Origin of the sequence: Maribacter forsetii DSM 18668, assembly GCF_000744105.1 — a bacterium.
Taxonomy (GTDB): domain Bacteria; phylum Bacteroidota; class Bacteroidia; order Flavobacteriales; family Flavobacteriaceae; genus Maribacter; species Maribacter forsetii.
This window is the reverse complement of record NZ_JQLH01000001.1, coordinates 2,109,236-2,133,284: the sequence shown is the minus strand read 5'-3', so window position 1 is coordinate 2,133,284 and position 24,049 is coordinate 2,109,236. Positions and strand designations below refer to the sequence as shown.

General features: G+C 32.3%; 26 protein-coding genes. 17 read left to right on the top strand and 9 right to left on the bottom strand.

Translation table 11 applies throughout. The features are described from left to right. Positions 1-134: 134 nt before the first annotated feature. Positions 135-653 (top strand): NUDIX hydrolase, encoded by a 519-nt coding sequence (locus P177_RS08910; protein ID WP_036154045.1) that lies wholly within the window; start codon positions 135-137, stop codon positions 651-653. A gap of 75 nt (positions 654-728) precedes the next feature. After that, positions 729-1,337 carry an MORN repeat-containing protein gene (locus tag P177_RS08905; protein WP_036154043.1) on the top strand — a complete coding sequence of 203 codons (609 nt, stop codon included), beginning with the start codon at positions 729-731 and terminating at the stop codon, positions 1,335-1,337. A gap of 103 nt (positions 1,338-1,440) precedes the next feature. Here the strand turns inward: P177_RS08905 and P177_RS08900 are convergent, their stop codons facing one another. The 8 genes from P177_RS08900 to P177_RS08870 form a co-directional block, all read right to left on the bottom strand. Beyond that, positions 1,441-2,934 carry a M48 family metalloprotease gene (locus P177_RS08900; protein WP_036154041.1) on the bottom strand — a complete coding sequence of 498 codons (1,494 nt, stop codon included), beginning with the start codon at positions 2,932-2,934 and terminating at the stop codon, positions 1,441-1,443. A gap of 7 nt (positions 2,935-2,941) precedes the next feature. Next, positions 2,942-4,111 (bottom strand): DUF6882 domain-containing protein, encoded by a 1,170-nt coding sequence (locus P177_RS20270; protein ID WP_209435181.1) that lies wholly within the window; start codon positions 4,109-4,111, stop codon positions 2,942-2,944. A 39-nt stretch (positions 4,112-4,150) separates the two neighbouring features. Further along, on the bottom strand, positions 4,151-4,804 hold the full coding sequence (locus tag P177_RS08890; protein ID WP_036154039.1) for a hypothetical protein: 654 nt from the start codon (positions 4,802-4,804) through the stop codon (positions 4,151-4,153). A 12-nt stretch (positions 4,805-4,816) separates the two neighbouring features. Then, a complete protein-coding gene (locus P177_RS20060) occupies positions 4,817-4,963 on the bottom strand; it encodes a hypothetical protein (protein WP_157486508.1) in 147 nt (48 codons plus the stop codon). Between the two features lie 262 nt (positions 4,964-5,225). Then, a complete protein-coding gene (locus P177_RS08885) occupies positions 5,226-5,786 on the bottom strand; it encodes a hypothetical protein (protein ID WP_036154037.1) in 561 nt (186 codons plus the stop codon). Positions 5,787-5,827: 41 nt separating this feature from the next. Beyond that, the gene (locus P177_RS08880; protein WP_036154036.1) at positions 5,828-6,238 is read right to left on the bottom strand and encodes a hypothetical protein; all 411 of its coding nucleotides are present in this window, start codon (positions 6,236-6,238) and stop codon (positions 5,828-5,830) included. A gap of 107 nt (positions 6,239-6,345) precedes the next feature. After that, positions 6,346-7,083, bottom strand: a complete 738-nt coding sequence (locus tag P177_RS08875) for a LytR/AlgR family response regulator transcription factor (protein WP_036154034.1) — start codon at positions 7,081-7,083, stop codon at positions 6,346-6,348. Continuing rightward, on the bottom strand, positions 7,080-8,933 hold the full coding sequence (locus P177_RS08870) for a tetratricopeptide repeat-containing sensor histidine kinase (protein WP_084684659.1): 1,854 nt from the start codon (positions 8,931-8,933) through the stop codon (positions 7,080-7,082). The genes P177_RS08875 and P177_RS08870 overlap by 4 nt, the downstream gene beginning before the upstream one ends. A gap of 306 nt (positions 8,934-9,239) precedes the next feature. Between P177_RS08870 and P177_RS08865 the strand changes: the two genes are divergently transcribed. The 7 genes from P177_RS08865 to P177_RS08840 all read left to right on the top strand — a co-directional run bounded on the left by P177_RS08865 (position 9,240) and on the right by P177_RS08840 (position 14,716). Next, positions 9,240-10,403 carry a DUF3095 family protein gene (locus P177_RS08865; RefSeq protein WP_036154032.1) on the top strand — a complete coding sequence of 388 codons (1,164 nt, stop codon included), beginning with the start codon at positions 9,240-9,242 and terminating at the stop codon, positions 10,401-10,403. A gap of 130 nt (positions 10,404-10,533) precedes the next feature. After that, positions 10,534-10,878 (top strand): hypothetical protein, encoded by a 345-nt coding sequence (locus tag P177_RS08860; protein WP_036154029.1) that lies wholly within the window; start codon positions 10,534-10,536, stop codon positions 10,876-10,878. Between the two features lie 2 nt (positions 10,879-10,880). Then, the gene (locus tag P177_RS20055; RefSeq protein WP_157486505.1) at positions 10,881-11,039 is read left to right on the top strand and encodes a lmo0937 family membrane protein; all 159 of its coding nucleotides are present in this window, start codon (positions 10,881-10,883) and stop codon (positions 11,037-11,039) included. Positions 11,040-11,132: 93 nt separating this feature from the next. Beyond that, complete coding sequence (locus tag P177_RS08855; protein WP_036154027.1) at positions 11,133-12,770, top strand: ABC-F family ATP-binding cassette domain-containing protein; 1,638 nt, start codon at positions 11,133-11,135, stop codon at positions 12,768-12,770. A gap of 109 nt (positions 12,771-12,879) precedes the next feature. Next, a complete protein-coding gene (locus P177_RS08850) occupies positions 12,880-13,329 on the top strand; it encodes a hypothetical protein (protein WP_036154025.1) in 450 nt (149 codons plus the stop codon). Positions 13,330-13,579: 250 nt separating this feature from the next. Then, a complete protein-coding gene (locus P177_RS08845) occupies positions 13,580-14,035 on the top strand; it encodes a RidA family protein (protein WP_036154023.1) in 456 nt (151 codons plus the stop codon). A 141-nt stretch (positions 14,036-14,176) separates the two neighbouring features. After that, positions 14,177-14,716, top strand: coding sequence for a hypothetical protein (locus tag P177_RS08840; RefSeq protein WP_036154021.1), 540 nt, complete (start codon positions 14,177-14,179; stop codon positions 14,714-14,716). Between the two features lie 228 nt (positions 14,717-14,944). On the opposite strand, the gene P177_RS08835 is transcribed toward P177_RS08840, so the two are convergent. Beyond that, a complete protein-coding gene (locus P177_RS08835; protein WP_036152083.1) occupies positions 14,945-16,018 on the bottom strand; it encodes an IS110 family RNA-guided transposase in 1,074 nt (357 codons plus the stop codon). A gap of 654 nt (positions 16,019-16,672) precedes the next feature. Between P177_RS08835 and P177_RS08830 the strand changes: the two genes are divergently transcribed. The 8 genes from P177_RS08830 (at position 16,673) to P177_RS08790 (ending at position 23,747) form a co-directional block, all read left to right on the top strand. After that, on the top strand, positions 16,673-17,428 hold the full coding sequence (locus tag P177_RS08830; protein ID WP_157486503.1) for a DJ-1/PfpI family protein: 756 nt from the start codon (positions 16,673-16,675) through the stop codon (positions 17,426-17,428). A 241-nt stretch (positions 17,429-17,669) separates the two neighbouring features. Then, positions 17,670-18,422 carry a hypothetical protein gene (locus P177_RS19390; RefSeq protein WP_051941770.1) on the top strand — a complete coding sequence of 251 codons (753 nt, stop codon included), beginning with the start codon at positions 17,670-17,672 and terminating at the stop codon, positions 18,420-18,422. 582 nt (positions 18,423-19,004) lie between these two features. Next, the gene (locus P177_RS08815) at positions 19,005-19,814 is read left to right on the top strand and encodes a hypothetical protein (protein ID WP_245233018.1); all 810 of its coding nucleotides are present in this window, start codon (positions 19,005-19,007) and stop codon (positions 19,812-19,814) included. Between the two features lie 22 nt (positions 19,815-19,836). Then, on the top strand, positions 19,837-20,628 hold the full coding sequence (locus P177_RS08810) for an alpha-ketoglutarate-dependent dioxygenase AlkB (RefSeq protein ID WP_036158075.1): 792 nt from the start codon (positions 19,837-19,839) through the stop codon (positions 20,626-20,628). Next, a complete protein-coding gene (locus P177_RS08805) occupies positions 20,625-21,161 on the top strand; it encodes an endonuclease V (RefSeq protein ID WP_036154017.1) in 537 nt (178 codons plus the stop codon). The genes P177_RS08810 and P177_RS08805 overlap by 4 nt, the downstream gene beginning before the upstream one ends. 327 nt (positions 21,162-21,488) lie before the next feature. Further along, the gene (locus P177_RS08800; protein ID WP_036154014.1) at positions 21,489-22,622 is read left to right on the top strand and encodes a hypothetical protein; all 1,134 of its coding nucleotides are present in this window, start codon (positions 21,489-21,491) and stop codon (positions 22,620-22,622) included. A 70-nt stretch (positions 22,623-22,692) separates the two neighbouring features. Continuing rightward, on the top strand, positions 22,693-23,187 hold the full coding sequence (locus P177_RS08795; RefSeq protein ID WP_036154012.1) for an Imm26 family immunity protein: 495 nt from the start codon (positions 22,693-22,695) through the stop codon (positions 23,185-23,187). 89 nt (positions 23,188-23,276) lie between these two features. Beyond that, complete coding sequence (locus tag P177_RS08790; protein WP_036154010.1) at positions 23,277-23,747, top strand: hypothetical protein; 471 nt, start codon at positions 23,277-23,279, stop codon at positions 23,745-23,747. Positions 23,748-24,049 lie beyond the last annotated feature (302 nt).

Genomic DNA, 24,049 nt, shown 5'->3' with positions numbered 1-24,049 from the left:
TATTGAGAATTTAAGTAACCATAAAGACCACCCATAATTTTCATCAGCAATTTTAACAAATGGATTGTGTATTTTTGAGCCCCTAAATCGACTTTAAAATTCTAGAAATTACGCTCAAAGATTACATTTCATAAATGCAGAATTTAAAAACCCACTATCACCCAGACGTTGTGTCTTTAGACAAAAAATCTATTTTTACCAGACTTGCCACTAGAAGTATTACCATGCAAGGAAATTCTATTTTATTACTCTATACAGAGCGGTATGAAGACTATAGTTTACCAGGTGGTGGTTTAGAAGAAGGTGAAGATAAAATAGAAGGTATGCTTCGCGAACTTAGCGAAGAAACTGGAGCGTTAGAAATAAGGAATATAAAACCCTTTGGTGTATATGAAGAATATAGACCGTGGCACAAACCAGATTTTGACATTCAACACATGATTTCTTACTGTTATACATGCGAAATCAATACAGAGCTTGGCGCATCTAAAATGGAACATTACGAAATTAAAAATGGCATGACCGCAAAATGGGTCAACATTTTCGAAGCCATAGCTCATAATAAAAAAACCATGCTTGAAAGTGCTAAAAAAGGGATGTCTATTGAGAGAGAAACCTTTTTATTAGAACTGTTGGCTGAGCGTATGTCATAAAAATAATTCTGAATAATAAATTATAGTAAAAGTACAATAATCACCACTCCGCACCTATCTAGCAATATTATAAAAATGAATATTCAACTCTTAAGTTTTGTAGTACTACTTACTATTACACAATCAATAATTGGGCAAACTAAAAAGCAGCAAAAAGAAGCAGAAGCTTATTATAAAAATGAGCAATTAGTTAACAAATTTACAAACTCATGGTATTGGCTATTCGGACAATCTAATAGCCAAGAAAATAATAAAGATTACAGTATTGTACATTGGGAGTTAAATGAAGGTGGTTGGTATTCTGGACAAGGTTTCAACAATGATTATAACGGTTATGGCATTCAACATAAACCAAAAGACAACAGCTTTATTTTTAGTAATTGGAAAAATACGAGCCCTAACGGAATGACCTTGTCACAAAGTCTGGATTATAGCTTTATGGGCACATATGAAAACCAAGAGAAAAATGGTTTTGGTATTACTAAGTGGTCTAATTACAAGCCTTTTAGCAATGAAAACTATAAAAATGTTATTAAATATGTAGGTGAGTATAAAGATGGTATATGGAGTGGCTACGGAATCATTTATTTTAGAAACGGCACGTATAAATCTGGTATTTTCGTTGATAGTATATTAAGTAAAGAATTACCTAAAATTGAAGTACTTGAAGCGCTGGGGTTTTAAAAATCTAACGTAGTAAAAAGACAATTTGCAAATAAAAAAGGCAACAATATACTATTGCTGCCTTTTGCTATTTTATAAACTAAAGCTTTTTCAGTTAATGTGCTTATTCTATGCCTTGAGCATCACTAATAACACGATCAATAAAGCTGGTATTTATATATAAAAGCCTTGCTAAGTTATACAGTACATTAACTTCACTATCATCTATGTGCCCATCTGCATAGGAGATAATAGATAAATCCCTAAGAATATTTAATTTTTGCATAACCGAAAGAACAATATGCAAATCATGAGTAAGTTGCTGTACCTCACTGATCATTTCATCTTCAGTTAAACCTTTAATGGTCATCATACAATTTGCAAAGACTTTAGGAGCTACAATGCTACTTAAAGCTTGTATTTCAGAATCATCTACCACACCGTCAGCATTAGATATTAAATAACCACCTAAGAACATTAAACGTTGAATCTTCTCTGAATGCTCACCTTCTTCCTCTAAGTTTTCTGGCTCCATTAACGACATTATTCGTTTAATTTCAACTTCCATAGCTTCTTCTGTAATTTCACCCGTTATAGATGTATTAAAAGCCGCATATGTTTCACTCTTATTAAAAAGCTCTAATGCTTTAATTCGTAATGGGCTGAATGGGTGACTGCTATACCAATCTGATGGATCGTGGTTGGCATCATTTAAAACCTCTTCTAAATCTACAAACTGCTCTATATACGAATTCAATTGAAAGTCTAAAGAGTCTGTAGTTACACCAGAAGATAGTTTAAAGAAGGTACGCCCTACAGCTTCAAAATCTTGACAACATAGGAGTCCGGCTCTATCCGCACTGATTTCTGCATTTCTGTTCCATGCATAAAGTTTCATTGCATGTATTGGTGCCAAATCATTTTCACCAGTATCTAGAATTTGTCTTACCGGATAATCAAAATGCTCAAAGAGAACATGCCCTATTTCATGACCAACAACAAAGGTCAACTCCTCTTTAGAAAAACGCTCTAAAATACCTGATGATAAAATGATATATAATTTATTCTCATCTGGCGGATAACAAGATGCATTGAACATATCGCTTTGATATACAAAAAATTCGATATCAGCTTTAAGCTTTAAGGTACTCTTGCAATGTTCTCCAATTTCATGAAGCATAGGCGCCAAAGTTTTAGTTAATCTTAAACTAGACTTCAACAGGTGCTTTCTTGATTTAAATTTGCCGCTATTCTGATTTACTTTTTCTAAAGTTTTTTGTATTAATTCATCTTCTTGAAAAGCGATTACATAATCTCTATCACCATCATAAACCAATAAATTTAAATCTATATCTGCTCTTTTTTTGGTGTAAATTTCTGGTTCATCAGCTACAATTGCTTTATGGTTCAATGCATTGATTTCTTCAATTTTGGCAGTATATTCTGTTGCCAGTTCTGTAGTGACATTTTGAAAAACTACACTCGCTTCTTGTATTTTTTCTAAATTACCAGATGCCTGAGCCTCGTTCAACTCGGTCAACATTTTTTCTTGCGCCGTATTGATAGCCGCTTGATGTTCCTTTTCTAAATCTGCTAATGTTTGTGATGTATATGACATAGTTTGCTTATGCTTGAGTTAATAGATTTGTATTAGAAATTTTCATTAATGTTCCTTTTAAATCAAATATTCCTAAAATTTGATCATCTCCTTTTTTCGCTACAAGATTATTACCTGGTAACTCTACATCATAGCCTTTGGCCGTTAGATAAAAGTAAAGACTAAACTTATGAGGAAAAGTATATTCTGATGTTACTTTTGAAATATGAGAACAAATTGAGTCAGCTGTATTTTTAGCTTTACTATCTGCTTCTTCAGATTTAATGGTTACATATACTATTACACCTTTAAAAGCTAAGGGTACGTAACAACTTTCCCCTATAGATGCAGTTGCAATGGTAGCAAAAAAGGCACCCGGATCACTTTCTACTGCAAACTTAGGTGTAGTAAAATCACTTATATTCAATGCTTTACCAAATGCTTTTACTGCTAACGAGGTCTGTAAAAATGTTTCAGATATTCCACTTTGGGTATTTGCCCATGCCCACAACCAACTTTTTTCATTCTCTGAATACGTACCAAATATTTGAATATCAAAGACTTTATCTTCTCCAAAAGTCAGTTTACCTTCAGCCATATCACAGCTCCAGTCCAACCCTGCTACCATTTCCTTAAAAATTTCTTGTTTCTCTATAGAGGTAACAAAAGATCGGTTGTACATTTCATTAATATCTATTGTTTTCTCTTGAGTACTTGCAGTGGTTTCATTTTCTGTACTCTCGGCAGATGCTGTACTAGTACTTGAATTTCCGTTTTCAGCAAAAGTCTCTAGCTTATCCTCCAATAAAGCAACAATTCTAGCTGTTCTGTCCTCAACTTTATCCGCATTAATTACCGGACTATGATCAATTTTTAGCAAACCATCTTCAAAAGTAATAGCGTGCTCTTCATTATGATGATCATTTTCATTGATGATGGTTACTTTTTTTAATCCAGCTTTTAATAGATCAACACCCATATCATCTACACAAATTGCTTTAAAGGCTTCTATTAATGGTAGAAAATATATTTTTGGAAATGTATCATTATACAGGTGAGAAAAGCGATCTTCTTGTAATGTATCCCATTGAATTTCTATGGCTATATTATGTCCTGCAGCTGCATAGATATCAGCTTCTAATGCTGGGTATAAATCGTTCTCAAATGCTTTAATTATTCTTTTTTCTTTAAGTCCCATAATGGATAATTTTTAATTATTGATAAATGATTTGTTTGTTTATAATACTTGAAGAAGCTTTTCTTCTATAACCTCAAACAGCTTATTAGGCAAAGCTTTGTTAATAGCTATTGAGATGGTTAATACGTTATCTGTGATTTGAAGTTGCATTGTGTCAGCTTGTTTTATGGCAATACTTTCAACACCTTGCCAAGCTTCTTTACCTAAAGCATCTTTGGTAATTTGGTTTACCGCATTATTTAGTGCCTTAAACACATCTTGAATATTTAATCTATTGTTTAGCTCATCTACAGAAATACCTTCTATATTGAATTCTTTAATCTGGCTTCCCAATTGAATTTGTTCATTCTGCAGCCATCGTTTAAGTTGTAAAACGGTCAGCTTTTCATCTGTAGAAGAAAGAGGTCTACTAATAGCGCCTTTAGATAATTCAACGGCCATTTTCTTTGGCTGTTTTATAATTACAACCGCAATACGGTGCACATTAAAAAAGGATACTTGCTCATCTTGTGACAGTATGCATACCGATCTTAGATGATTGTCGTCTTTAGAAATATTCAGAATAACACCCTCTAAATAGGTTCCGTTATCTAATGAAATACCAATAAGAATATCTTCTTCTTTTTTAAAAACTGACATAAGTATTTCCTCTGGCGTTTGGGCTACAAACGCTTTGTAATATGATTTTTCCATGATAAAATTTGGTTATGATTCTACTTCAAGATATTGATACCCTTCTGGTAGTTGTTTTATTAGATAGAGATAATCATTCTCATCAGAGATGGTTTTGTAATGGTAATATTTATAAGTGTCAAGTGCTAAATCTGAATAGGTCATTTTCTCCAACTCCATGCCAGCACCTTCAGTTAAATGATAGTCTTCGGTAGCCTCTTCTTGTGACCCATACTTTTCAAAAGCAATATAAAATGTATTTAAACCTTTTTGATGTACCCTTATGTTATTCAGGAAATAGGTTCATTTGACTCAGAGAACTCTTTTTGTAAAACCTGATCAATGTTGGTTGCTTTTGCAGAACCATAATTATTAGTTACAATTGCATTGCGTTTATACCGAAATGAATCATTAGTATTATCAATAGTTTTAGGTTTTACAATTAGCTCAAAAAAACTTTACGCTCGCCCTTGAGCTTAAAATTAATATGATCTTCTAAACTCCAAGCCTTAGGATACTTAGTAACAAGACCACATATTTTATTTGAAAAATATTGAAAATCGGCGAGCGTAGGTTCCGCTTCTAAGCTTAAATCTAAAGTATGGTTAAAGACATCCACTTCTATGTACAGCACATCATCTTGCAATAATTCATGCAGTTCTTTCTCTAGTACAATTACCTCTTTTTGATAGCGTGTTAAAGACTCAATACCCCTATCATTACTAGCATGATAAGGAAAATATAAATTTTTATTTTTCGCATCCCATTCGAAAGCGATAATAATCTCTGTATTTTCTTTAAGCTCTAATTCTACACGGTATAAATAAGGGTTCATGTTAGCAGTATTAAAATTCCTCTTAAAAGTCAGAATTTCATACTTGCCGTTATGAAACTCATGTAGGTGTGCTACAAAGTCTCTTTTGGCTTTTACATTAGACAATTTAGAACTAACGAAAATTAAAAGAACCACAATTACGATGGTACAAAAAAAGTATTTGTACATAGCTATATCTTTAACTAATTACACTTTCTTCTTAAAGGCTGCTATAAATTATTTTCCAATAATTCTGACAATACAGTTGTTCGCTCTTCTACATGATCAGCATTTATAATCGGACTATGGTCAATAGTTAAGATTCCGTCAGAAAAAGTGAATCCGTTTTTAGGGTTGTGGTGATCTTTAGTATTAGTAATACGAATTTCTTTTAAGCTTTCTGCTAAAGCTTCTTTACCCATATCATCAGCAGTAATTGATTTTAAAGCTTCAATTAGAGGAATGAAATAAATTTTTGGATAAGAGTCATTATAAAGATGCATGAAGCGATCTTCGAATAGAGTCTCCCATTCTATGTTTAAAGGAACATCAAAACCTGCTGCTTCAATAATTTGAACCTTTAACTGTGGAAATTGTTCTTCTTGAAAGGTCTTTGTGAAACGATTTTCTTTTAATCCCATGATGTATAATTTTAAGGGTTATTTGTTTATTTACCTCAAAACTATAGCTTGTATAGGGTAATTCTGGAACCGTTTTATAAGTGCGTATCTCTGTTTTATATTTGTGCTTAAAGCGTATTTAAAATCTGTTTTAAGTATGATTTTTTACGTGTAGCAACCGGTATGGTTTCATCATTGGTTAGGCGAACAGTATTATTAACATTAACTGTCTTTATGTACTTTATGTTCACTAAATGAGATTGATGTACCCTAACAAAAGTATGCTCACTTAATATATTCTCGTAGTACTTTAGATTACGTGCGCTCATAATCTTCTTATCTGTAGTATGAAAGGTGGTATACGCACCATCGCTTTGGCAACGTACAATATCAGTTATTTGAAGAAAATATTGTGCATCTGCAGTTTTTATCAATAAGGTTTTTTGGATTTCTTTTTCATCAAATTCAGAAACTTTCTCAACTGCATTTTTATAAACCTGTTCTTTTTTGAAACCTACTCTAAACCTTTCAATGCATACTGACAATTCATCAGAATCTATGGGCTTTAATAAGTAATCTATTGTATCAAATTTTATGGCCTTAATCGCAAATTCGTCATAAGCGGTGGTAAAAATTATTTTGAAAGCAATACTTTTTAAAGATTCTAATATTTGAAAAGCATTACCACCAATAAGCTCAATATCCAAAAAAACAAGATCCGGTGTATTATCTTTTAAAAATGAAATAGCCTCCTCAACATTATCTATTTTGGCAATAACATTAATATCTTTTTGAGTGAATGTAATGAGTTTATCTAAAGTATTAAGAGCATTAAACTCATCTTCTATTATTACTGCCTTTATCATTGAAATTTCAATTTAAAATATACTTTAGTACCTGTAGGAGTATTGTTTTCGTCGAATAAGTCCTCTATCATAAAAGACTTCTCTTCACCCTTATTCCTCATTTTTAAACGCTCCAAGAATATAGTTGTTGCGTGTAACTCTTCAGTTAACTTTTCTTTCTTTGCTTTTGCCGATCTACCTAAACCATTATCAATAATTACAAACAATAAACCCTTTGGGTTCTTTTCAATTTTCAACAAAAGTTTGCCACCATCTTTCTTCTCTTTCAAACCATATTCTATAGCATTCTCCACAAATGGCTGTAGTAACATTGGTGGCACATGAATAACTTTTACGTCTAATTGTTCTTCTATTTCAATTTTATAGCTAAACACATTATTAAAGCGCAATTGTTGGGTTTCTATGTAGTTTTTAATCATAGAAATTTCTTTATCCAAGGGTATTGATTCTTTTCTTACATAATCGAAATTTTGTCTTATCAACTTAGAGAACCTAGCAATATAATTAGATGATTTTATAGGATTACCTTCTAATGTAATATTCTGAATGGCCGCTAAGGTGTTAAATATAAAATGCGGATTCATTTGTACACGCAAAAGACTCTGCTCTAATCTAGAAGCCTTATTAGCAGCTTTTAATTTGGTATTGTATATATAAAAACCAGTAGCGATCAATACGAAAACAAACAACATAATAGCACTAACTAAAAGCAACTGATTTCGACTATTGATCTCTTTTTGATGGTTTATTTCGGTCTCTTTCTGTTTCACCTCATAGTTAACATTAGCAAAGTTCAAAAGCCTATCTTTTTCTAGATTGCTAACGGTCAACTGTAAACTATCTCTAATCATTTGGTGATTTAATGCCGTTGTATAATCGTCAGACATAATAGCTATAGCAATTAGTTTATCTCTCACCTCTATCTCCTCTTTTCTATTGTGGTTAGCGATGTATACTTTTAAGGCCTTTTTATAATTTACTTTTGCCGAATCATTTTCGGTTTTTAATAAAAATAAATTCCCTAGACCTTTATATGGCGCTGCATTAATAGCTCTTATGTTTTTATTTAAAGTAACAGAACCTCTTAGAAATTTCTCGGCATTTGTGTATTCACCAGCTTCAATATAGGTATAGCCAATATTATTTAAAATACTTACTATAGTCTTTGGGTCTCTCTGAGTTTGACTTAAGGCCATGGCTTCAGAAAAACTGGTCAAAGCTTTGTTGTAATCTTTTAGTTTAAGATAAACACTAGCCTTGTTTCCCTTAATTGCTATTATAGAAGTGGTGTCTGTACCTTTAGAGAATAAACTATCGGTAGCAATTATATAGTTTAAGGCCTTATCATAATCCTTAAGTTGAAAATGAAGTTTAAAAAGTTGATTATAAGCTTTGCCCTCTATTCGTTTGTCATTAATTAATTGCGCCAAACTCAGTGCTTTTAAGGCATACATTTGAGATGTTTCAACATCACCCATGTGTAAAGTAGCTCCACTTAGGGTAATTAAACTTCTACCCTCATTGTACGTATCATTTAAATCAACAAATAAATCATTACACTTTAAATGTGTGGTTAAGGCTTCTTGATATTTATCGTTAAGGTATAATGCTTCCCCTTTATTGAATAACAACATGGCTCTTTCTAAGGTTGTTAATTGCGTAGTATTTTGTAATAAACTATCTAGTTTTAAGATTGATTGTTCAGGTTGTTTTTGAATTAAACTATCAATAGCTATTAAGCTATTTTCTATGCTAGGGCGTATTGTATCTGCTTTGGTACAAGCAAAAAGTGACAGTATTATAAAAGCATAACAACCTAATCGTCTTAGGCTCATGTATATTGCAGTCATATAGGTTGATCAGGGCGTGGTTTGAGTATGCTAAAATAAGAAATCATCTATGTTTAGCAGCAGAATTTAACTTAAACCAATAATTGTTCTTCAACTACTTTTATCTGGTTTTTAAGTGAAATATTAAATAGATATATAACACAATAGAAATACCGTTTAGGTTTTAGAACCTTATATACAAGAACTTGCTATAAAGTATTAATCAAACAAATAAAATTACAACCATATCTGAACATTTTAAATTTTAACCAGATACGAGAATAAACTTGTAATTTCACTTTAAAAATACGACTAGCTAATTAGCGAATGAAAAATACCAAATTCTATACTGAGCTTAAAAAGTCGAAGAAACCTTTAGTGGAATTGCTATCGAATGAATCTAACTTTTTAGATGTGCCCCAAACTTGGCACGTTGTCGTAGTAGATATTCAAAACTCTACGCAAGCCGTGGTAGATGGTAATCATCATCAAGTAAATTTAACGGCAACCGGTAGTATTATTTCGGTACTGAATACAGTACGCAAATTAAAAAAGAATATAGAGATTCCGTATTTTTTTGGTGGTGATGGCGCCACCTTCCTTATACCGTACAGCTTAAAAGATAAAGTGATAGCCGTACTTGACAATTACAGTTTACATATTAAAAGAAAGACCAATTTAGTATTAAGAGTAGGTCATGTTCCTGTAAAAAATCTGTTATCCGACCAATGTCATCTTAAGATTGCAAAACTCCAATTAACACAACGCTTAACTATCCCCATTATATTAGGCAATGGCTTACACAAAGCTGAAGAAATCATTAAATCTAATTTTAAGGAACTACCACATTCAACTTTCAATAAAAGCCTATTGAATTTAGAAGGGATGGAATGTAGATGGGAAGAAGTGAATCCTGACCAAAATCAAGCAAAAGTGGTGTGCTTGCTGTTAGATGCCGTAGAGGAAAAAGCACAACGAGAAGTTTATAAAGAGGTGTTATCTAAAATGGATGAAATTTTCGGAACCTTTAATGATCGGCAACCCATAAAAAGCGAACGCCTAAAACTAGATGTCAGCTTGTATAAAATATGGGAAGAAATGAAGGTAAGTCTCGCGGATAAAAGTTGGTCGTACTTTTTAAAAAATTGGATCAAAACCAATATTGGTCGTGCATACTTTAGTCTTTCTAAAAGCGGCAAGCAGTATTTAAAGCAAATTGGTCAATTATCCCACTCATTTATGTTAGATGGTATGATAAATACTATTTTTACCGCAGAGCAAGATAAAATAGATCACTTTATTAGCTTTCTTGATGAATTAGAGGCAGAACATAAAATAATATACGGCATTCATGTAACGCACGCCTCAGTAATGTCATGCTACGTATTGGACATGAAAACCAGCCACTCCCATTTTGTGGACGGAACCGAAGGCGGATACACCTCTGCAGCGAAAATGCTGAAAGTCAAGAAAAAGACAAAATCCCATTAAATTCTTATCCAAAAAATCTTTGGGCAATAGCATCATTATTTTATTAGGTCAATTAATAAAATGTTAGAGCAAATCTATATCTGACTGTGTGGCTACCTTGCTATCATTAGTAATAATTAATATTATAAAGATGATCACAGAAGATAAAAGCATTCACAAAACAAAAAGCACTGGCGGGTTAGAAAATGATACTCCTCAGAACAAAGGTATCTCTCAAAGCAAAAATGTAAAAGAAGCCATAGGAAAACCAGTTAATAATGGCGGAGTAGCTACAACAAAAAACGATTTACATTTAGAAAAGCAGTGGTTGGCAGTGAAAGATGAATACTTGGCCAACTTTCCGGAAACCGAAGATATTGACACCAACGTAGAGCAAGATAGCTTAGAATCCATAATTAGCAATATTGCTAAAAAAAGGCAAAAATCTGAACAAGAGATTCATGATGAAATTATGAATTGGTCAGTAAACAAATAGATATGAAAAAAATCATATATTTTTTAGTTGCAGCATTGGTCATAAGTTGGGTATTAGGCTTTGTCGTATTCAAAGTTATGGGTGCACTTATTCATTTACTATTGTTACTAGCCGTAGTATTATTAATATATAATTGGTTAAGCAACAAGACAAGTACTTAAAAAGTTAAGTCCCTTGTATTGTAATAACTTTTTACTGTAGTAAGTATCAAGCACCACATCTTATTACTAGTTTTGCTTTTTTAAACAAAAAGCATGATTTCAGTAGATAACCTAGCCGTAGAATTCAGTGGCACTACCCTATTCAGTGACGTTTCCTTTGTCATAAACCCTACCGATAAAATTGCTCTAATGGGTAAAAACGGAGCCGGTAAGTCTACCATGATGAAGATTATTGCAGGTGAACAGAAGGGCACACGTGGTAATGTTCGCGTACCAAAAGATGCTGTTATCGCCTATTTACCACAACATCTACTTACAGAAGACAATTGTACCGTTTTTGAGGAAGCTGCTAAAGCATTTAAGCATGTTTTCAGTATGCGCGATGAAATGGACAAGCTTAATAAAGAACTAGAGACCAGAACAGATTACGAAAGTGATGCCTATATGAGCATTATTGAGAAGGTTTCTGATCTAGGCGAAAAATACTATGCTTTAGACGAAGTCAATTACGATGCAGAAGTAGAAAAAGCGTTAAAGGGATTAGGATTTAAACAAGAAGATTTCACTAGACAAACCAATGAGTTTAGTGGTGGTTGGCGTATGCGTATAGAATTGGCTAAAATTCTATTGCAAAAGCCGGATCTTATTCTCTTAGATGAGCCTACTAATCATATAGATATAGAATCTGTAATTTGGCTAGAAGATTTTTTATTAAATAAAGCCAATGCTGTTATGGTGATTTCTCACGATAGGGCTTTTATCGACAACATTACCAACCGTACCATTGAAGTAACCATGGGGCGGATTTACGATTATAAAGCAAACTATTCTCACTATTTACAATTACGGGAAGACCGTAGATCGCATCAAATAAAAGCTTACCAAGAACAACAAAAGTTCATTGCCGATAACATGGCTTTCATAGAGCGATTTAAAGGCACATACTCCAAAACCAATCAAGTGACTTCTAGGGAACGTATGCTTGAAAAGTTAGAGATAATTGAAATTGATGAAATAGATACTTCGTCATTAAAACTTCGCTTCCCTCCCGCTCCACGTTCGGGAGATTATCCTGTTACTGTAAAAGATGTTTCAAAATCTTATGATGACCATATTGTTTTTAAAGATGCCAATATGTCTATTGCGAGAGGTGAAAAAGTATCTTTTGTGGGTAGAAACGGTGAGGGTAAATCTACAATGATAAAAGCCATATTGGGTGAAATTCCTGTAGAGGGAACATGTCACTTAGGTCATAATGTGAAAGTAGGCTACTTTGCCCAGAATCAAGCCTCACTGTTGGACCCGGACTTAACCATTTTTCAAACGGTTGATGAAGTTGCCTTTGGGGATATTCGAAATCAGATTAAAAATATTTTAGGTCGCTTTATGTTTAGTGGTGACGATATTGATAAAAAAGTAAGTATGCTTTCTGGTGGAGAAAAAACCCGATTAGCGATGGTGAAATTATTATTAGAGCCGGTTAACCTTTTAATATTAGATGAGCCTACCAACCACTTAGATTTGAAATCTAAAGACGTATTAAAAGAAGCATTATCCACCTATGATGGTACACTTATTCTTGTATCTCACGATCGAGATTTTCTACAAGGCTTATCGCAAAAGGTATTTGAATTTAAAGAGCAACGCGTTATAGAGCATTTTGAAACTATTGATGCTTTCTTAGAGCGAAATAGAATAAAAAGCATTGCCGAAATCAATTTGATGAAGTAAAAATCTTTTTCTCTTTTTTATTTTTTAAATTACAAGTATAAAAGATATATGTGTAATTGTACACATACACAATTGTTGTACCTCATTAGAGCAAAATTTAAAAATTAATATGCAACCTGAACAGATTTTTTTGATAGTATGGCTCATTTTTGCTGTAACTATAATCTCTATATTTCTTGTAAACGGAAAAAAATCAATAAAGAAATTTCCTAAGTTAAATGAATCTAATTTCAAGTACGTTGAAAATTCCGTTTCAGGTTATTCAACTCAATCCTTTAAAACAAAAATGGGAGGTGCAAGAAATGTTTTGCAAATCAGGATTACTCAAGACGAATTATGGTTGAAAACCAACACTTTTATGGCTTGGATTGCTGAACAGTTTGACTTGCTCCATATAATTCCAATCAAATCAATAAAGTCCGTTAAAACTGACGGGAAGAAAATTAATCTCGAATTTCAAAAGAATGGACAGACGAAAAAGATTGTTCTTATTAGCAAAAGAAAAGACGAATTAATTCAATTATTAAACATCGAGATGGACAAAATTATGACTGTGTAAAAAACAAGGTACAACACGGTGTATAAAACATAGCTAATAAGTGCTTAACCGAAAGGTTTGTGTTTTATTTGCTGAGACCGCCAAGTTTTTAATTTGGCTTTAAAACTGAGAAGTTAAATCAAAATATAAAAAATTGGCTCGGTGTTAAACCCAAAATGTAGTATCTTTTTACACGCTACGATTTCATACACGAGACGTTGTGCATAATTTGAGGAACCCTAAAAAACACTACAATTTTAAAGACAAACAGATGAATAAAATTGAAACAAGATTAACTGAATTAGGAATTCAATTACCAGAGGTTTCAAAACCTGTTGCGAATTATATTCCTGCTAAAAGGACTGGGAATCTGATTTATGTAGCAGGTCAAATTCCAGTGGAAAACGGAATCATAAAAAAAGGAAAACTTGGAGAGGATTTGAATTTAGAAGAAAGTAAATATGCGACTAAACTATGTGCAATAGGTTGTTTAGCTGCAATTAAAACCATATGCTCACTTGACAAAGTAACTAGTATTGTTGCAATGCACGGATTAGTGAATTCTACTTCGGAAAATACTGAACAAGCTGATGCTATGAATGGCGCTTCTGATTTTGTTGTTGACGTATTCGGAGAAATCGGAAAACATACTCGAACAGCAGTTGGAGTTAGTGTACCTCACAATATTGCAGCTTCAGTTTATATGGTAGCCGAAATTAAAGAATAAAAACTATGCACAACACCGTGTATAGCTCATTGCGGCTGAATTCCTAATCGGAATTCATTGCAATATACTATCTTTCGGTTACGGCGGAAAATCATATCTGATTTTCCGCAACGAGCCATACACAAAACCGTTAGCTGTAATATGAAAAAACTTGCGATTACATTAATGGTCTTAGGTTTCAATTTAGGTTTTAGCCAAGCTGAATTACCTTTTTTCGAACAAATCGCGTTTGATTTTTACAAAGACACTATAATTCAAAAATATCCGTCCGAAAAGAAAATTCGGATTCCAAAATATGCGGTGGACTTGCATCCTCATTATTACAGATTTCAAGTGGACGAATGTCTTACTGGAGAATTTCTTGATGAGAAAACGAATTTGCAGATTTTAAGCTCTTATGCAGAAAAAGAAACGGACTTCGATTTTTACACCCAGTTAATGAACTACAACGGAATCAATAAAAAACAATTCCGAATTAAAAACTCAAAAACTGAAAGCTACCCATACTTACGGATTTCAATGCCTTATCATAAAAAAACCGAGGTCGATAAGTATATCGTTAATATTGCTGAATACCATAAAAAATGGAGTATTGAATACTTTCTATTAGTAGATAAAAATGGGAACGTAATAAATTGGTGCCGAGATAAGAACATAGTAATAACACAATATCACGGATAAAAAATACTACAGCTAACAATGCCTAAACGTAATGCGGACTTTAGGGCTAAATCAAAAGGTCTGTGTATATTTATGAAGTCGCTAAATCTTATGGATTTAGCTTTGGACAAGAAAAAATAAATCTAAACAATAAGCTTTAGCTTCGTGCGCAGACGGAAACGAAAGGTTTCCTTGCCTCCGCACTACGCTTAGGTACTGTGTTGAAAAACAAGTTTTTTCTTTAATAATTTAGGAAACAGGTTGATTTATCAAACTGTTATCCCGCGCAGCAAGAGCTTCATGCTTTTGCTGCTTTTTTATTTCATATCCCGCATCATAGTTTTCTTCGTTCTTCCATAAGGTATACATCAATATCAATAGTTTTCTCTGCACCGCTACAAGTGCCACCAACGGCTTTGCCTTGTTCGGCTTTAGTCTATTATAGAACTGTTTCAATGTCGGGTTACAGCGTACACAGGTCATCGAGGGCATGTGCAGTACCGCCCTTATATGGCTGTTCCCTTTTTTACTGATCCGGGTCTTTCCCTTGAAGTTTCCCGATTCCCGTAATACTACATCATAACCGGCATAGCTCGCCAACTGCTTGGCATTGACTATAGATTCGAAGCCTAACGTTTCTCCGATTACCGTAGCCGCAGATATAAAGGATATACCTGGGATGCTTGTTAAATAATCGAGCTTCCTTTTCAATACTTCATTTTTAGAGATCAGAAGTTGCATATCTTCTTCGACCGCCGCTATCTGGGTATTCAGAAGCTTTAATCTGATCTTGTGCCTTTTCAATGCCCTCGCATTGTTATGTACGCTCGATGCGATAGCTCCTTGTCGATTGGTCTCCATCGTTCTATCGTTCAACAATGAACTACGTTCCCTGCTCAGTCCTTTTAGCTCCTGCAATTCCTCACTGGGCGGGTGCCATAGTCGAATGTTCCTTTCCAGACCTAACATACTTAGCATTCTACTGTCGAGTGCATCCGTTTTGGAACGTTGGTCCAAACTCTGCGCATAGCGCTTTACACGACCCGATTGCATTACACAAACGCTATAGCCCTGCTCGTACAGAAAATGCGCAATACCTTGATGGTAAACGCCCGTGGCTTCCATCACCACCAACAATTCCACATCGAGATCGACAGATGCCTTCAGCCATTTCAAGAGTACCTTATAACCCATTATATCATTGGATACATCGGGATGGGACTCAAATTCTTTAACTAAATTTTCATTTAGGGAACCTAGTGATAATGATAAGTTCAATTTTGAAACATCGATGCCCAGACTCTGTTTTAAACGCTTTTCCATTTCTTCGGTTTTTAAGCTGTAATTCTCTTTATCATCTTTGCTCGCACTTGATTCGATCTCTATCCAAAGGACCTAGGTACTGTTCAGATTCCAAGAAAATTATAGAAGGGCGGGATTTCTAAGAAACGATATCACCCTAAAGTGTATCTAGCCGAGAACTCTCTGTCCCTCCTATTTTAGCTTTTGTTAGTATCCAAGCTACTACTTTTATAAAAGTAGTAGCTAAAAGAGTAGTTAATCTATGCAACGATATCAATAAAATTGTATCTAGCTAAACCCCTAAATCTCTCTCCTTTATTGTCTCTTTGATTTATATAATTATAGTATCTTCAAACTAAGAACCAAACATACGAGCCGAGACGTTCCAAGAAAATTATAAAATGGCGGGATTTCTAAGAAACGATATCACCCTAAAGTGTATCTAGCCGAGACCTCTCTTTCCCTTCTAATTTTAGCTATTGTTCAATATCTAAGCTACTACTTTTATAAAAGTAGTAGCTAAAGAAGAATTGTTCATCTATGAAACGACATCATTGAAAATGTATCTAGCTCAACCGCTTAATCAACCTCCTTTATTTATATAATTATAGTATCTTCAAACTAAGAACCAAACATACGAGCCGAGACGTTACCCACAATACAAAAAAATCGAGAATGATAAGAAAATTAGGAATTATAACATTAATTTTTGCGACTATTTTGACAAGTTGTAATACGGATAAATCGAAATCTAAAGTTGAAAATCCAGAGTTCACGAAAACCGAACAACAAACTGATACGCTGACAAAACACCTAAAACCTTTTAATCCCGAATTGCCAACAATCGGACTTTTGATGTATAACGGAGTTTTACAAAGCGAAGTAATTGCGACCTCTGATGTTTTCGCAAAACCGACCGAAGATGGAAAACAGCTATTTAACGTTATTTCAATTGCTGAAACTGAAAGTCAAATAACAACCGAAGAAGGAATGCATTTCGTGCCTGACTATACGTTTGAGAATTGTCCGAAACTTACTGCTTTATTTGTTCCAAGTGCTTATGATATGTACGCACAAGTTCACAACGAAAAAATCGTGAATTTCATAAGAGAGAAAAATAAAGAAACTGAATATGTTGTGAGCAATTGTGCAGGAGCTCAATTAATCGGAAAATCGGGAATTGCGGACGGTCATAAAATTGTGACTTGGATTGGTGGCGGAAAAGATTTGCAAAAGGAATTTCCGAATTTAAAAGTGCAAGACGACAGTTTGGTAACATTTGTTGAGGACGGAAAATTTAGCTCATCGAATGGGAATTTAGCAAGTTATATTTCTGCATTGAATTTAGTAGAAAAAATGACCAGTTTAGAACATAGAAAATTTGTAGAAAGTTATTTATATCTCGACCGACTTCAAAATTGGAACGAGTAAAGTACTGTGGGTAACAATGTATATAAAACATAGCTATTACAGGCTTTCCGAGAGGTTTGTGTGTATTTGCAAAGACAGCCAAATTTTTAAATTTGGCTTTTTGAGAAAATTAAGATAAAAAGAAAAATTTAAAAATTCGGCTCGTGTTTAATCCGAAACGATAGCGTCTTTTTACACGCTACGTTTCATATACGGAGACGTTGTAAACCATGTATATTAACGAACATACGAAGACAAAATTATGAAGAGAATTTTAGGAGCCATTTTTATTTTACTATTAATTAGTTGTAATTCGACATCGAAAAAAGAAAAAGAACTGCTCGAAAAAGAAAATGAACTGCTCGAAAAAGAAAATGAACTTTTGCAGAGAGAATTGGAATTGACAAAAAAAGAACAAAACTCTGATTCAAAAGAGATTGAAATATCTAAACCGAAAGAAGTTGAGAAAACTGATATAAAAGAAAAACAGATAAAAGAGCCTGTTAAAAAACTAAGTGGTTATACTTTTGATAATTTTCACATTTCCGAAAACCGAGTTGGAATTTTCTCAAAAGGAATGACCGTTTCTGATGTTTATAATACAATCCCGAAAGATCAGATTAAGAAAAAAGTTGGATACGGAGAATTTGCAGATGATACTTATGACGATTATGAAATTTATGACTCGAACGGAAAAAAAATATTGATTTTAACGCCAAAACAAAACGGTAATACAAACTCAAAAATCAACCGAATTTCGATTTTAGATAATAGGTTTAAAACAATCGAAAACATTGGTTTGAATTCAACTTTTGGAGATTTACAAAAATATTATTCAACAGATAAAATTTCACCTGATATGGAACACATTGTTTTAGATGTTGAACATATCAATGCTTGGTTCAGTATTAAGAAAACTGATCTTCAAGATGATTGGTGGAATGGAAAAGGAATTGATAAATCGAAAATTCCGAACACAGCAAAATTCGACGGAATTACAGTATGGTGGAAATAAGTACCGTGGCTAACACAATATATAAAAAATTGCTATTTTAAGCTTAAATAAAGGTCGTTGTTTATTTTGTTACGTCTGATTTTCCTTCGGAAAATCCTCGCACACAAAACCGCAACTTTCCATATACATAAACGTTACCCACAATTATAAAAACAGATTCTGAACATAATGAACAAATTTAATTTTGAAAATAGTATATCTAAAAATAAAAATTATCTAATAGACCTATCTCAAAATGATAATTCTGAAGATTTACAATATTTGGTAAAAAACTTTTGTGGTACCGTTGTGAAAAGCCTTGAAAAAATCCCAAACACTCAAAAGGTAATAAGACTTTTTGTAATTGGAGATTGTAAAGATTTATAACACGAAATAAGTATAGTATATATAATCAGAGAATTATCTTCAAATTATGAAAATTTAGCAACAGAAAACTTTTCTATAATTGGTCTTGGACAAGTACCAATAAATATTCATAATGCTGGTGTTTTTTACAGAAGATTTTTCGGTAACGATAATTTCTTTACCAAAATAAAATCAGAGCATGAATTCCAAAGTTTAACAGAGTCGAACAAGGAATCAATGGCTTTAAGAAAAGGAATCTATTTAAGCAGAGTGACTAAACAAATAAAAGGTGAAAAGGAATCACTAAATTTTCACTTATTAAGGTGTTCAAGTAATTTAACTGGTCCAACGGATAATTTTAGAACAACTGATAATCTAATTATTGATTCATTAAACGAAGCTATTAAGTTTGATTTCGAGAAAAAGACAAAATTAAATCATGTTCTAGCACAAATTTATTTAAACAAAAAAAATGATTCAAACTCAAAAGAAGTAAAAGCAAAAATTAGCGCTCATTCAGATAAAACAAAAGACATGTCAAAAGAAGGACTAATTACTTTTTGTACCTTTTACGACAAAACTAATTTTGAGCATTTATCACCTTCAAAAACAGATGAATTTGACTGGATTTATAAAAAATCAAGCGGATTAACACGACTTCTTTTTAAGTTAAAAAATACAATAACTGATGAAACTTTAGTAAAGGAATTTAGCGTAACCTTATATCCAAATTCAGTTTTTTCAATTCCACTTTCTACAAATAGACTTTATACACATGAAATAAGACCTTCGGTTTTAAATATTGATAAAATTCCAATTAGAATGGGATATGTAATTCGTTGTTCAAGTCTAGAAGCTATATATGAGGATAGTAAAATTTTTATAAAAGAAAACAAAAATTTAATTAGATTAGAGCAGATGAATGATAAGAATATGGAAGATTTAAGAGATTCTTACTACAAAGAAAATAAAACTGAAAAGAACGTAGAATATGGAAAAATTCATTTCAGTATGAATTCTGGTGATTATAAAAAACCTATTTATTAAACTATACTTATTCAGATTAAAAATGGATGAAAATGAATTTATAAAAATAACGCTGTCGTTTGAACATAATCTCTTTCATGAATTATCCAATAGTGTTGATTTTGAAAATGTTGGAAAAGGAAGACTTGGAAATCATCTAGTAAAAACTAGTGATGATGGTATTCCTATAGTTAGAACAACAACTCAATATAATATTCCAGCACATGATTTCTCTTCAATACATAATATAATTGCAAATCGTATAAATGATAAACTGGACAAGTTACCTTCTATTAATTTCAATAACGCCTTAATAGAAATTTATGATTCGAGTTATACTAAAATGAAATACCACTCTGACCAATGTTTAGACCTAGCCGACAACTCATATATAGGTCTTTTTTCTTGCTATGAAAACCAAAGTGAATTAACGGAACAAAGTATTAGAAAATTAAAAGTTAAAGACAAAACGACTGATGAAGAGTTTGAAGTTTCATTAACACATAATTCCTTTATTTTATTTTCACTATCCGCTAATTCAAAGTTTTTTCATAAAATTATCTTAGAGCAAGTCCCCAAACAAAAACCTTTAAAGTCTGAAAACAAATGGCTTGGTATAACTTTTAGAGAATCTAAAACATTAATTAAATTTAAAGACAACCTCCCCTATTTCACTAATGGTGAATTATTAGAGTTAGCGAATGATGAACAAAAAAAAGTATATTTTAGATTAAGAGGAGAAGAAAACAGAAGTATAGATTTTATTTACCCTAAGATAAATTTCACTCTAAGTAAAGCAGATACAATTATTCCAAAAAAAGAAGGACAAATATGATTATTGCTTTTGATACTTATTACTACGATAATAAAGCAAAAACTATTGGTGTTGGCTTTAATAAATGGGAAGATGATAAGCCTATTGAGATTTATAGTGAAATAATTGAAGGAATAGCGGAATATGAACCAGGTTCATTCTATAAAAGAGAAATGCCATGTATCTTAAGTTTGTTGCAAAAAATCAACTTAATTGAGGTTGAATTAATTATTGTTGATGGCTATGTTATACTAGACGATAATGGGAAATATGGTTTAGGGGGACATTTGTATGAAAAGTTAAGTGAAAAAATTCCGATTATTGGAGTAGCAAAATCAGGTTATAACTCAAATAAGCTAAATTCTAAAGCACTTTTGAGAGGAGAAAGTAAAAAACCTCTTTATGTATCAGTAATTGGGATTGAACTAGATTTAGCCTATGAATATATAAAATCAATGCATGGTAATTACAGAATACCTACTTTGCTCCAAATAATGGATACAAAAACAAAAGAAAAAGTGGGTAATCGAGTAGACGGCTCCGCCCCTAATTAGGAACGGAGTTCGCCTCTCACACCACCGTACGTACGGGTCTCGTATACGGCGGTTCGTAAATCATAAAACCAAGGCTCTTTTCACCCTTGGCACTATCTTCTAATTTAGACATAGGCTAAACATCTGCTCCTATGCGAATTTTGAAGAGAATAGTAAGCTTCCCCCCTAATAGGACACCGTTAATATTAAAGTTTTAATGCAATTTAAATTTTAATAAACCTTCTTAAACGCAGCCTATGTTTAATCTGTATTTATAAAAGAATGAATATCTTCACTTATACTCTACAATTAACCTAAGTAATGTAAGTATATAAAAAACAACTCTAGATGAATAAAAAACACGCATTTACAAACAAAGAGTTAAATAAAATATTCAACATTGAAATTTTAGGCTTAAGGGTTATATATGAATCTGGTAAAATAGATAAGCCTAGGGTTTACGAGAAAGATTTTAAAACAGAAGAGGACGCCTTAAAATTCTTTTATAAAAAGGAATGGGAAATGCTAAAAAAAGGTTTTGTTCTAAGTAATGAAGACGCAAAATTTGGAGAACCTAAATTGCACTACTTTACAAGTAGCGGATATTCTGGATGCTTATCTTTTTCTAACACAACAGAAGGTTTATTTGTCTACCAACAAGGATCTTATGAAGACCCAAATAACCAATATGATTTTATAGTTAATATTGACGAACTAGGTAATTTAAAGCATAAAATAAAACTACCAGATGTTTTACCTTGGGACATTCAGTTTAATTCTACAAACAAGTCTTTATTACTAAAATTAGACCATCACATTTATACTTACAACTTAGAGAGTAAACATTTTAAAAAAATTGCAGATAGGGAAAATGGTATGTGGGCCAGTTTTATATCAATTGCCAATAATTCATACAGCTACGGAACAAATGAAAAATTAGTTGTAAAAGATTTTAAGGATAATATTTTATTTGAACAAGATTACGAAGTAGAAATAATTAAGGGGAGTATTGCCTTTTGTGCAGCCTTATCAAAAACATCAAATATACTTGCTGTACATACAAAACATGGAGAAATTGAACTTTATGACATTACTACAAAAAAACATTTGAAAACGATTAAAGGAGATTTTAAAAGTATTGACAAAATGATGTTTGCAGAATTAGACAAGACCCTTATTCTTAAACAAGAATACCACCAACCTCTATTGTATATTGACATTGAAAAAAATGAACAGTTAGATTATCCTGCATTGGATGTTCAGGCTTATTTTAAGGGTGTAGTCAATTTTTGTTTAAATAAAGAAGAATCTAAATTAGTTTTATCACAAGGGAATACTGTACATGTGTATGATTTTTTAAATAAAACATTTATAGATAGTTTTAAAATAGAACATTCGGTGAAATCAGCAAGTATTCAATTTATCAATGAAGACTTGGGTGTAAGAACTGACTATGGCTGTTTTAGCCTATACAAAGTTTAAATGCTAATCATAATATGAATCACCAATATAGTTCTAATAAGTAATTTCCTAAATACGATTATACGATTAAATGAAAACAACTAAAGAGCATATTATTGGCTCCATATTCTGTATTCCTCTATTTATGCCAAAAGATGATTGGAAACTGAAAGTGAAACTAACAAACGAAGATTTGTCAAAAAATTTTGTGTTTGGAAGGGTTATAGAAACAAGTTCATCTGTTTTAGTTGAAATATTCAATTACGTTGGTTGCGCAACTTCAGATATAAATGACATAATAAATTCCGGTATTATGTTTTCACCTATCCAAATATTTTGGGACGGTATCTTAAAAAAGAGGTGGCGAATAATTGATCAACCAACAAACTATGACAAGTATAAAGATTCTAATTATAAAAACTTAAAAATGGTTTTTGGTATGGATGAAGATTTTAGATTAAGAGATTTAAGTACTAAGACAGAAACCCCAATTTCAAGCGAAGAGTCTGATAAATATGAGTTTTCAGTGGTTTGGTTTCCTATAGATTTAGAGGACAGAATTATAGCGCATTTAGAAGAAATGTGAATTCATTAAAAAGTTATTTCTATACTGAAAAATCACCTACCTAAACTTACACTTATTATATTCGAATTTAAAGAAGTATAAATATACAAATGGAAGAACAGAAATTAAAGGTAACAGAACTTGAAAAAGATTTGGTTGATGCCATAAATGAAAAAGAACAAGAATGTAATGAATTGTTTGTGACAACAAAACCAGAGACCCCAAAAGAAAAAGTTCAATGGATCCGAGAATATGTGGACAAGCTTTTATTAAAAGAGCATTCAGAAGAAGACCTAAGAGAATATGCTTTAAAATTAGGAGCCCTATGGGGCAAAATGGTGGTTGAAGAGTACAACTGGAAATGGAAGTATATTGATTTCGGAAATGATGTTGAGGGCATATATATTGTTTCACCCAAAAATTATTATTGCTGTCCTCCTTTATTCTTTTTGACAAAAATTTTATTAAATGAAAATGAAGGTTTTGACGGAAGTAATGACAATACGGTTATGCTATTATTTAATATGATGAATGGTATTGAAAATAAAAAACCAAAGAAAAATTATCAGATTTTAACCTAACCACTGTAAAACCTTAATAAAACAATATGATTTAATCTTACAAGAAAAGTATGGCAGTGTCATTAACAAATCAGGCATATAAAGTATAAACACTGCACTCCAAGTAGGTTAATCTATATTTTTAAACGTATAGAATATAGATAGGATAATCGGTTACGAAATAGTTGCCAAAAGACTGATAACTGCATTAATCACTACCTCTCAAGTTAAAAAAAATTGAAATATTTTTTTACGAAAACAATATCAAATACCCACTTTAGCACAATACATAAATGCACTATAAAAAATTGTTTAAATTCACC

Coding starts and splice junctions, on each gene's coding strand:
- P177_RS08910 (WP_036154045.1), top strand. CDS start 135: ATGCAGAATTTAAAAACCCACTATCACCCAGACGTTGTGTCTTTAGAC.
- P177_RS08905 (WP_036154043.1), top strand. CDS start 729: ATGAATATTCAACTCTTAAGTTTTGTAGTACTACTTACTATTACACAA.
- P177_RS08900 (WP_036154041.1), bottom strand. CDS start 2,934: ATGTCATATACATCACAAACATTAGCAGATTTAGAAAAGGAACATCAA.
- P177_RS20270 (WP_209435181.1), bottom strand. CDS start 4,111: ATGGGACTTAAAGAAAAAAGAATAATTAAAGCATTTGAGAACGATTTA.
- P177_RS08890 (WP_036154039.1), bottom strand. CDS start 4,804: ATGGAAAAATCATATTACAAAGCGTTTGTAGCCCAAACGCCAGAGGAA.
- P177_RS20060 (WP_157486508.1), bottom strand. CDS start 4,963: ATGGAGTTGGAGAAAATGACCTATTCAGATTTAGCACTTGACACTTAT.
- P177_RS08885 (WP_036154037.1), bottom strand. CDS start 5,786: ATGTACAAATACTTTTTTTGTACCATCGTAATTGTGGTTCTTTTAATT.
- P177_RS08880 (WP_036154036.1), bottom strand. CDS start 6,238: ATGGGATTAAAAGAAAATCGTTTCACAAAGACCTTTCAAGAAGAACAA.
- P177_RS08875 (WP_036154034.1), bottom strand. CDS start 7,083: ATGATAAAGGCAGTAATAATAGAAGATGAGTTTAATGCTCTTAATACT.
- P177_RS08870 (WP_084684659.1), bottom strand. CDS start 8,933: ATGACTGCAATATACATGAGCCTAAGACGATTAGGTTGTTATGCTTTT.
- P177_RS08865 (WP_036154032.1), top strand. CDS start 9,240: ATGAAAAATACCAAATTCTATACTGAGCTTAAAAAGTCGAAGAAACCT.
- P177_RS08860 (WP_036154029.1), top strand. CDS start 10,534: ATGATCACAGAAGATAAAAGCATTCACAAAACAAAAAGCACTGGCGGG.
- P177_RS20055 (WP_157486505.1), top strand. CDS start 10,881: ATGAAAAAAATCATATATTTTTTAGTTGCAGCATTGGTCATAAGTTGG.
- P177_RS08855 (WP_036154027.1), top strand. CDS start 11,133: ATGATTTCAGTAGATAACCTAGCCGTAGAATTCAGTGGCACTACCCTA.
- P177_RS08850 (WP_036154025.1), top strand. CDS start 12,880: ATGCAACCTGAACAGATTTTTTTGATAGTATGGCTCATTTTTGCTGTA.
- P177_RS08845 (WP_036154023.1), top strand. CDS start 13,580: ATGAATAAAATTGAAACAAGATTAACTGAATTAGGAATTCAATTACCA.
- P177_RS08840 (WP_036154021.1), top strand. CDS start 14,177: ATGAAAAAACTTGCGATTACATTAATGGTCTTAGGTTTCAATTTAGGT.
- P177_RS08835 (WP_036152083.1), bottom strand. CDS start 16,018: ATGGAAAAGCGTTTAAAACAGAGTCTGGGCATCGATGTTTCAAAATTG.
- P177_RS08830 (WP_157486503.1), top strand. CDS start 16,673: ATGATAAGAAAATTAGGAATTATAACATTAATTTTTGCGACTATTTTG.
- P177_RS19390 (WP_051941770.1), top strand. CDS start 17,670: ATGAAGAGAATTTTAGGAGCCATTTTTATTTTACTATTAATTAGTTGT.
- P177_RS08815 (WP_245233018.1), top strand. CDS start 19,005: ATGGCTTTAAGAAAAGGAATCTATTTAAGCAGAGTGACTAAACAAATA.
- P177_RS08810 (WP_036158075.1), top strand. CDS start 19,837: ATGGATGAAAATGAATTTATAAAAATAACGCTGTCGTTTGAACATAAT.
- P177_RS08805 (WP_036154017.1), top strand. CDS start 20,625: ATGATTATTGCTTTTGATACTTATTACTACGATAATAAAGCAAAAACT.
- P177_RS08800 (WP_036154014.1), top strand. CDS start 21,489: ATGAATAAAAAACACGCATTTACAAACAAAGAGTTAAATAAAATATTC.
- P177_RS08795 (WP_036154012.1), top strand. CDS start 22,693: ATGAAAACAACTAAAGAGCATATTATTGGCTCCATATTCTGTATTCCT.
- P177_RS08790 (WP_036154010.1), top strand. CDS start 23,277: ATGGAAGAACAGAAATTAAAGGTAACAGAACTTGAAAAAGATTTGGTT.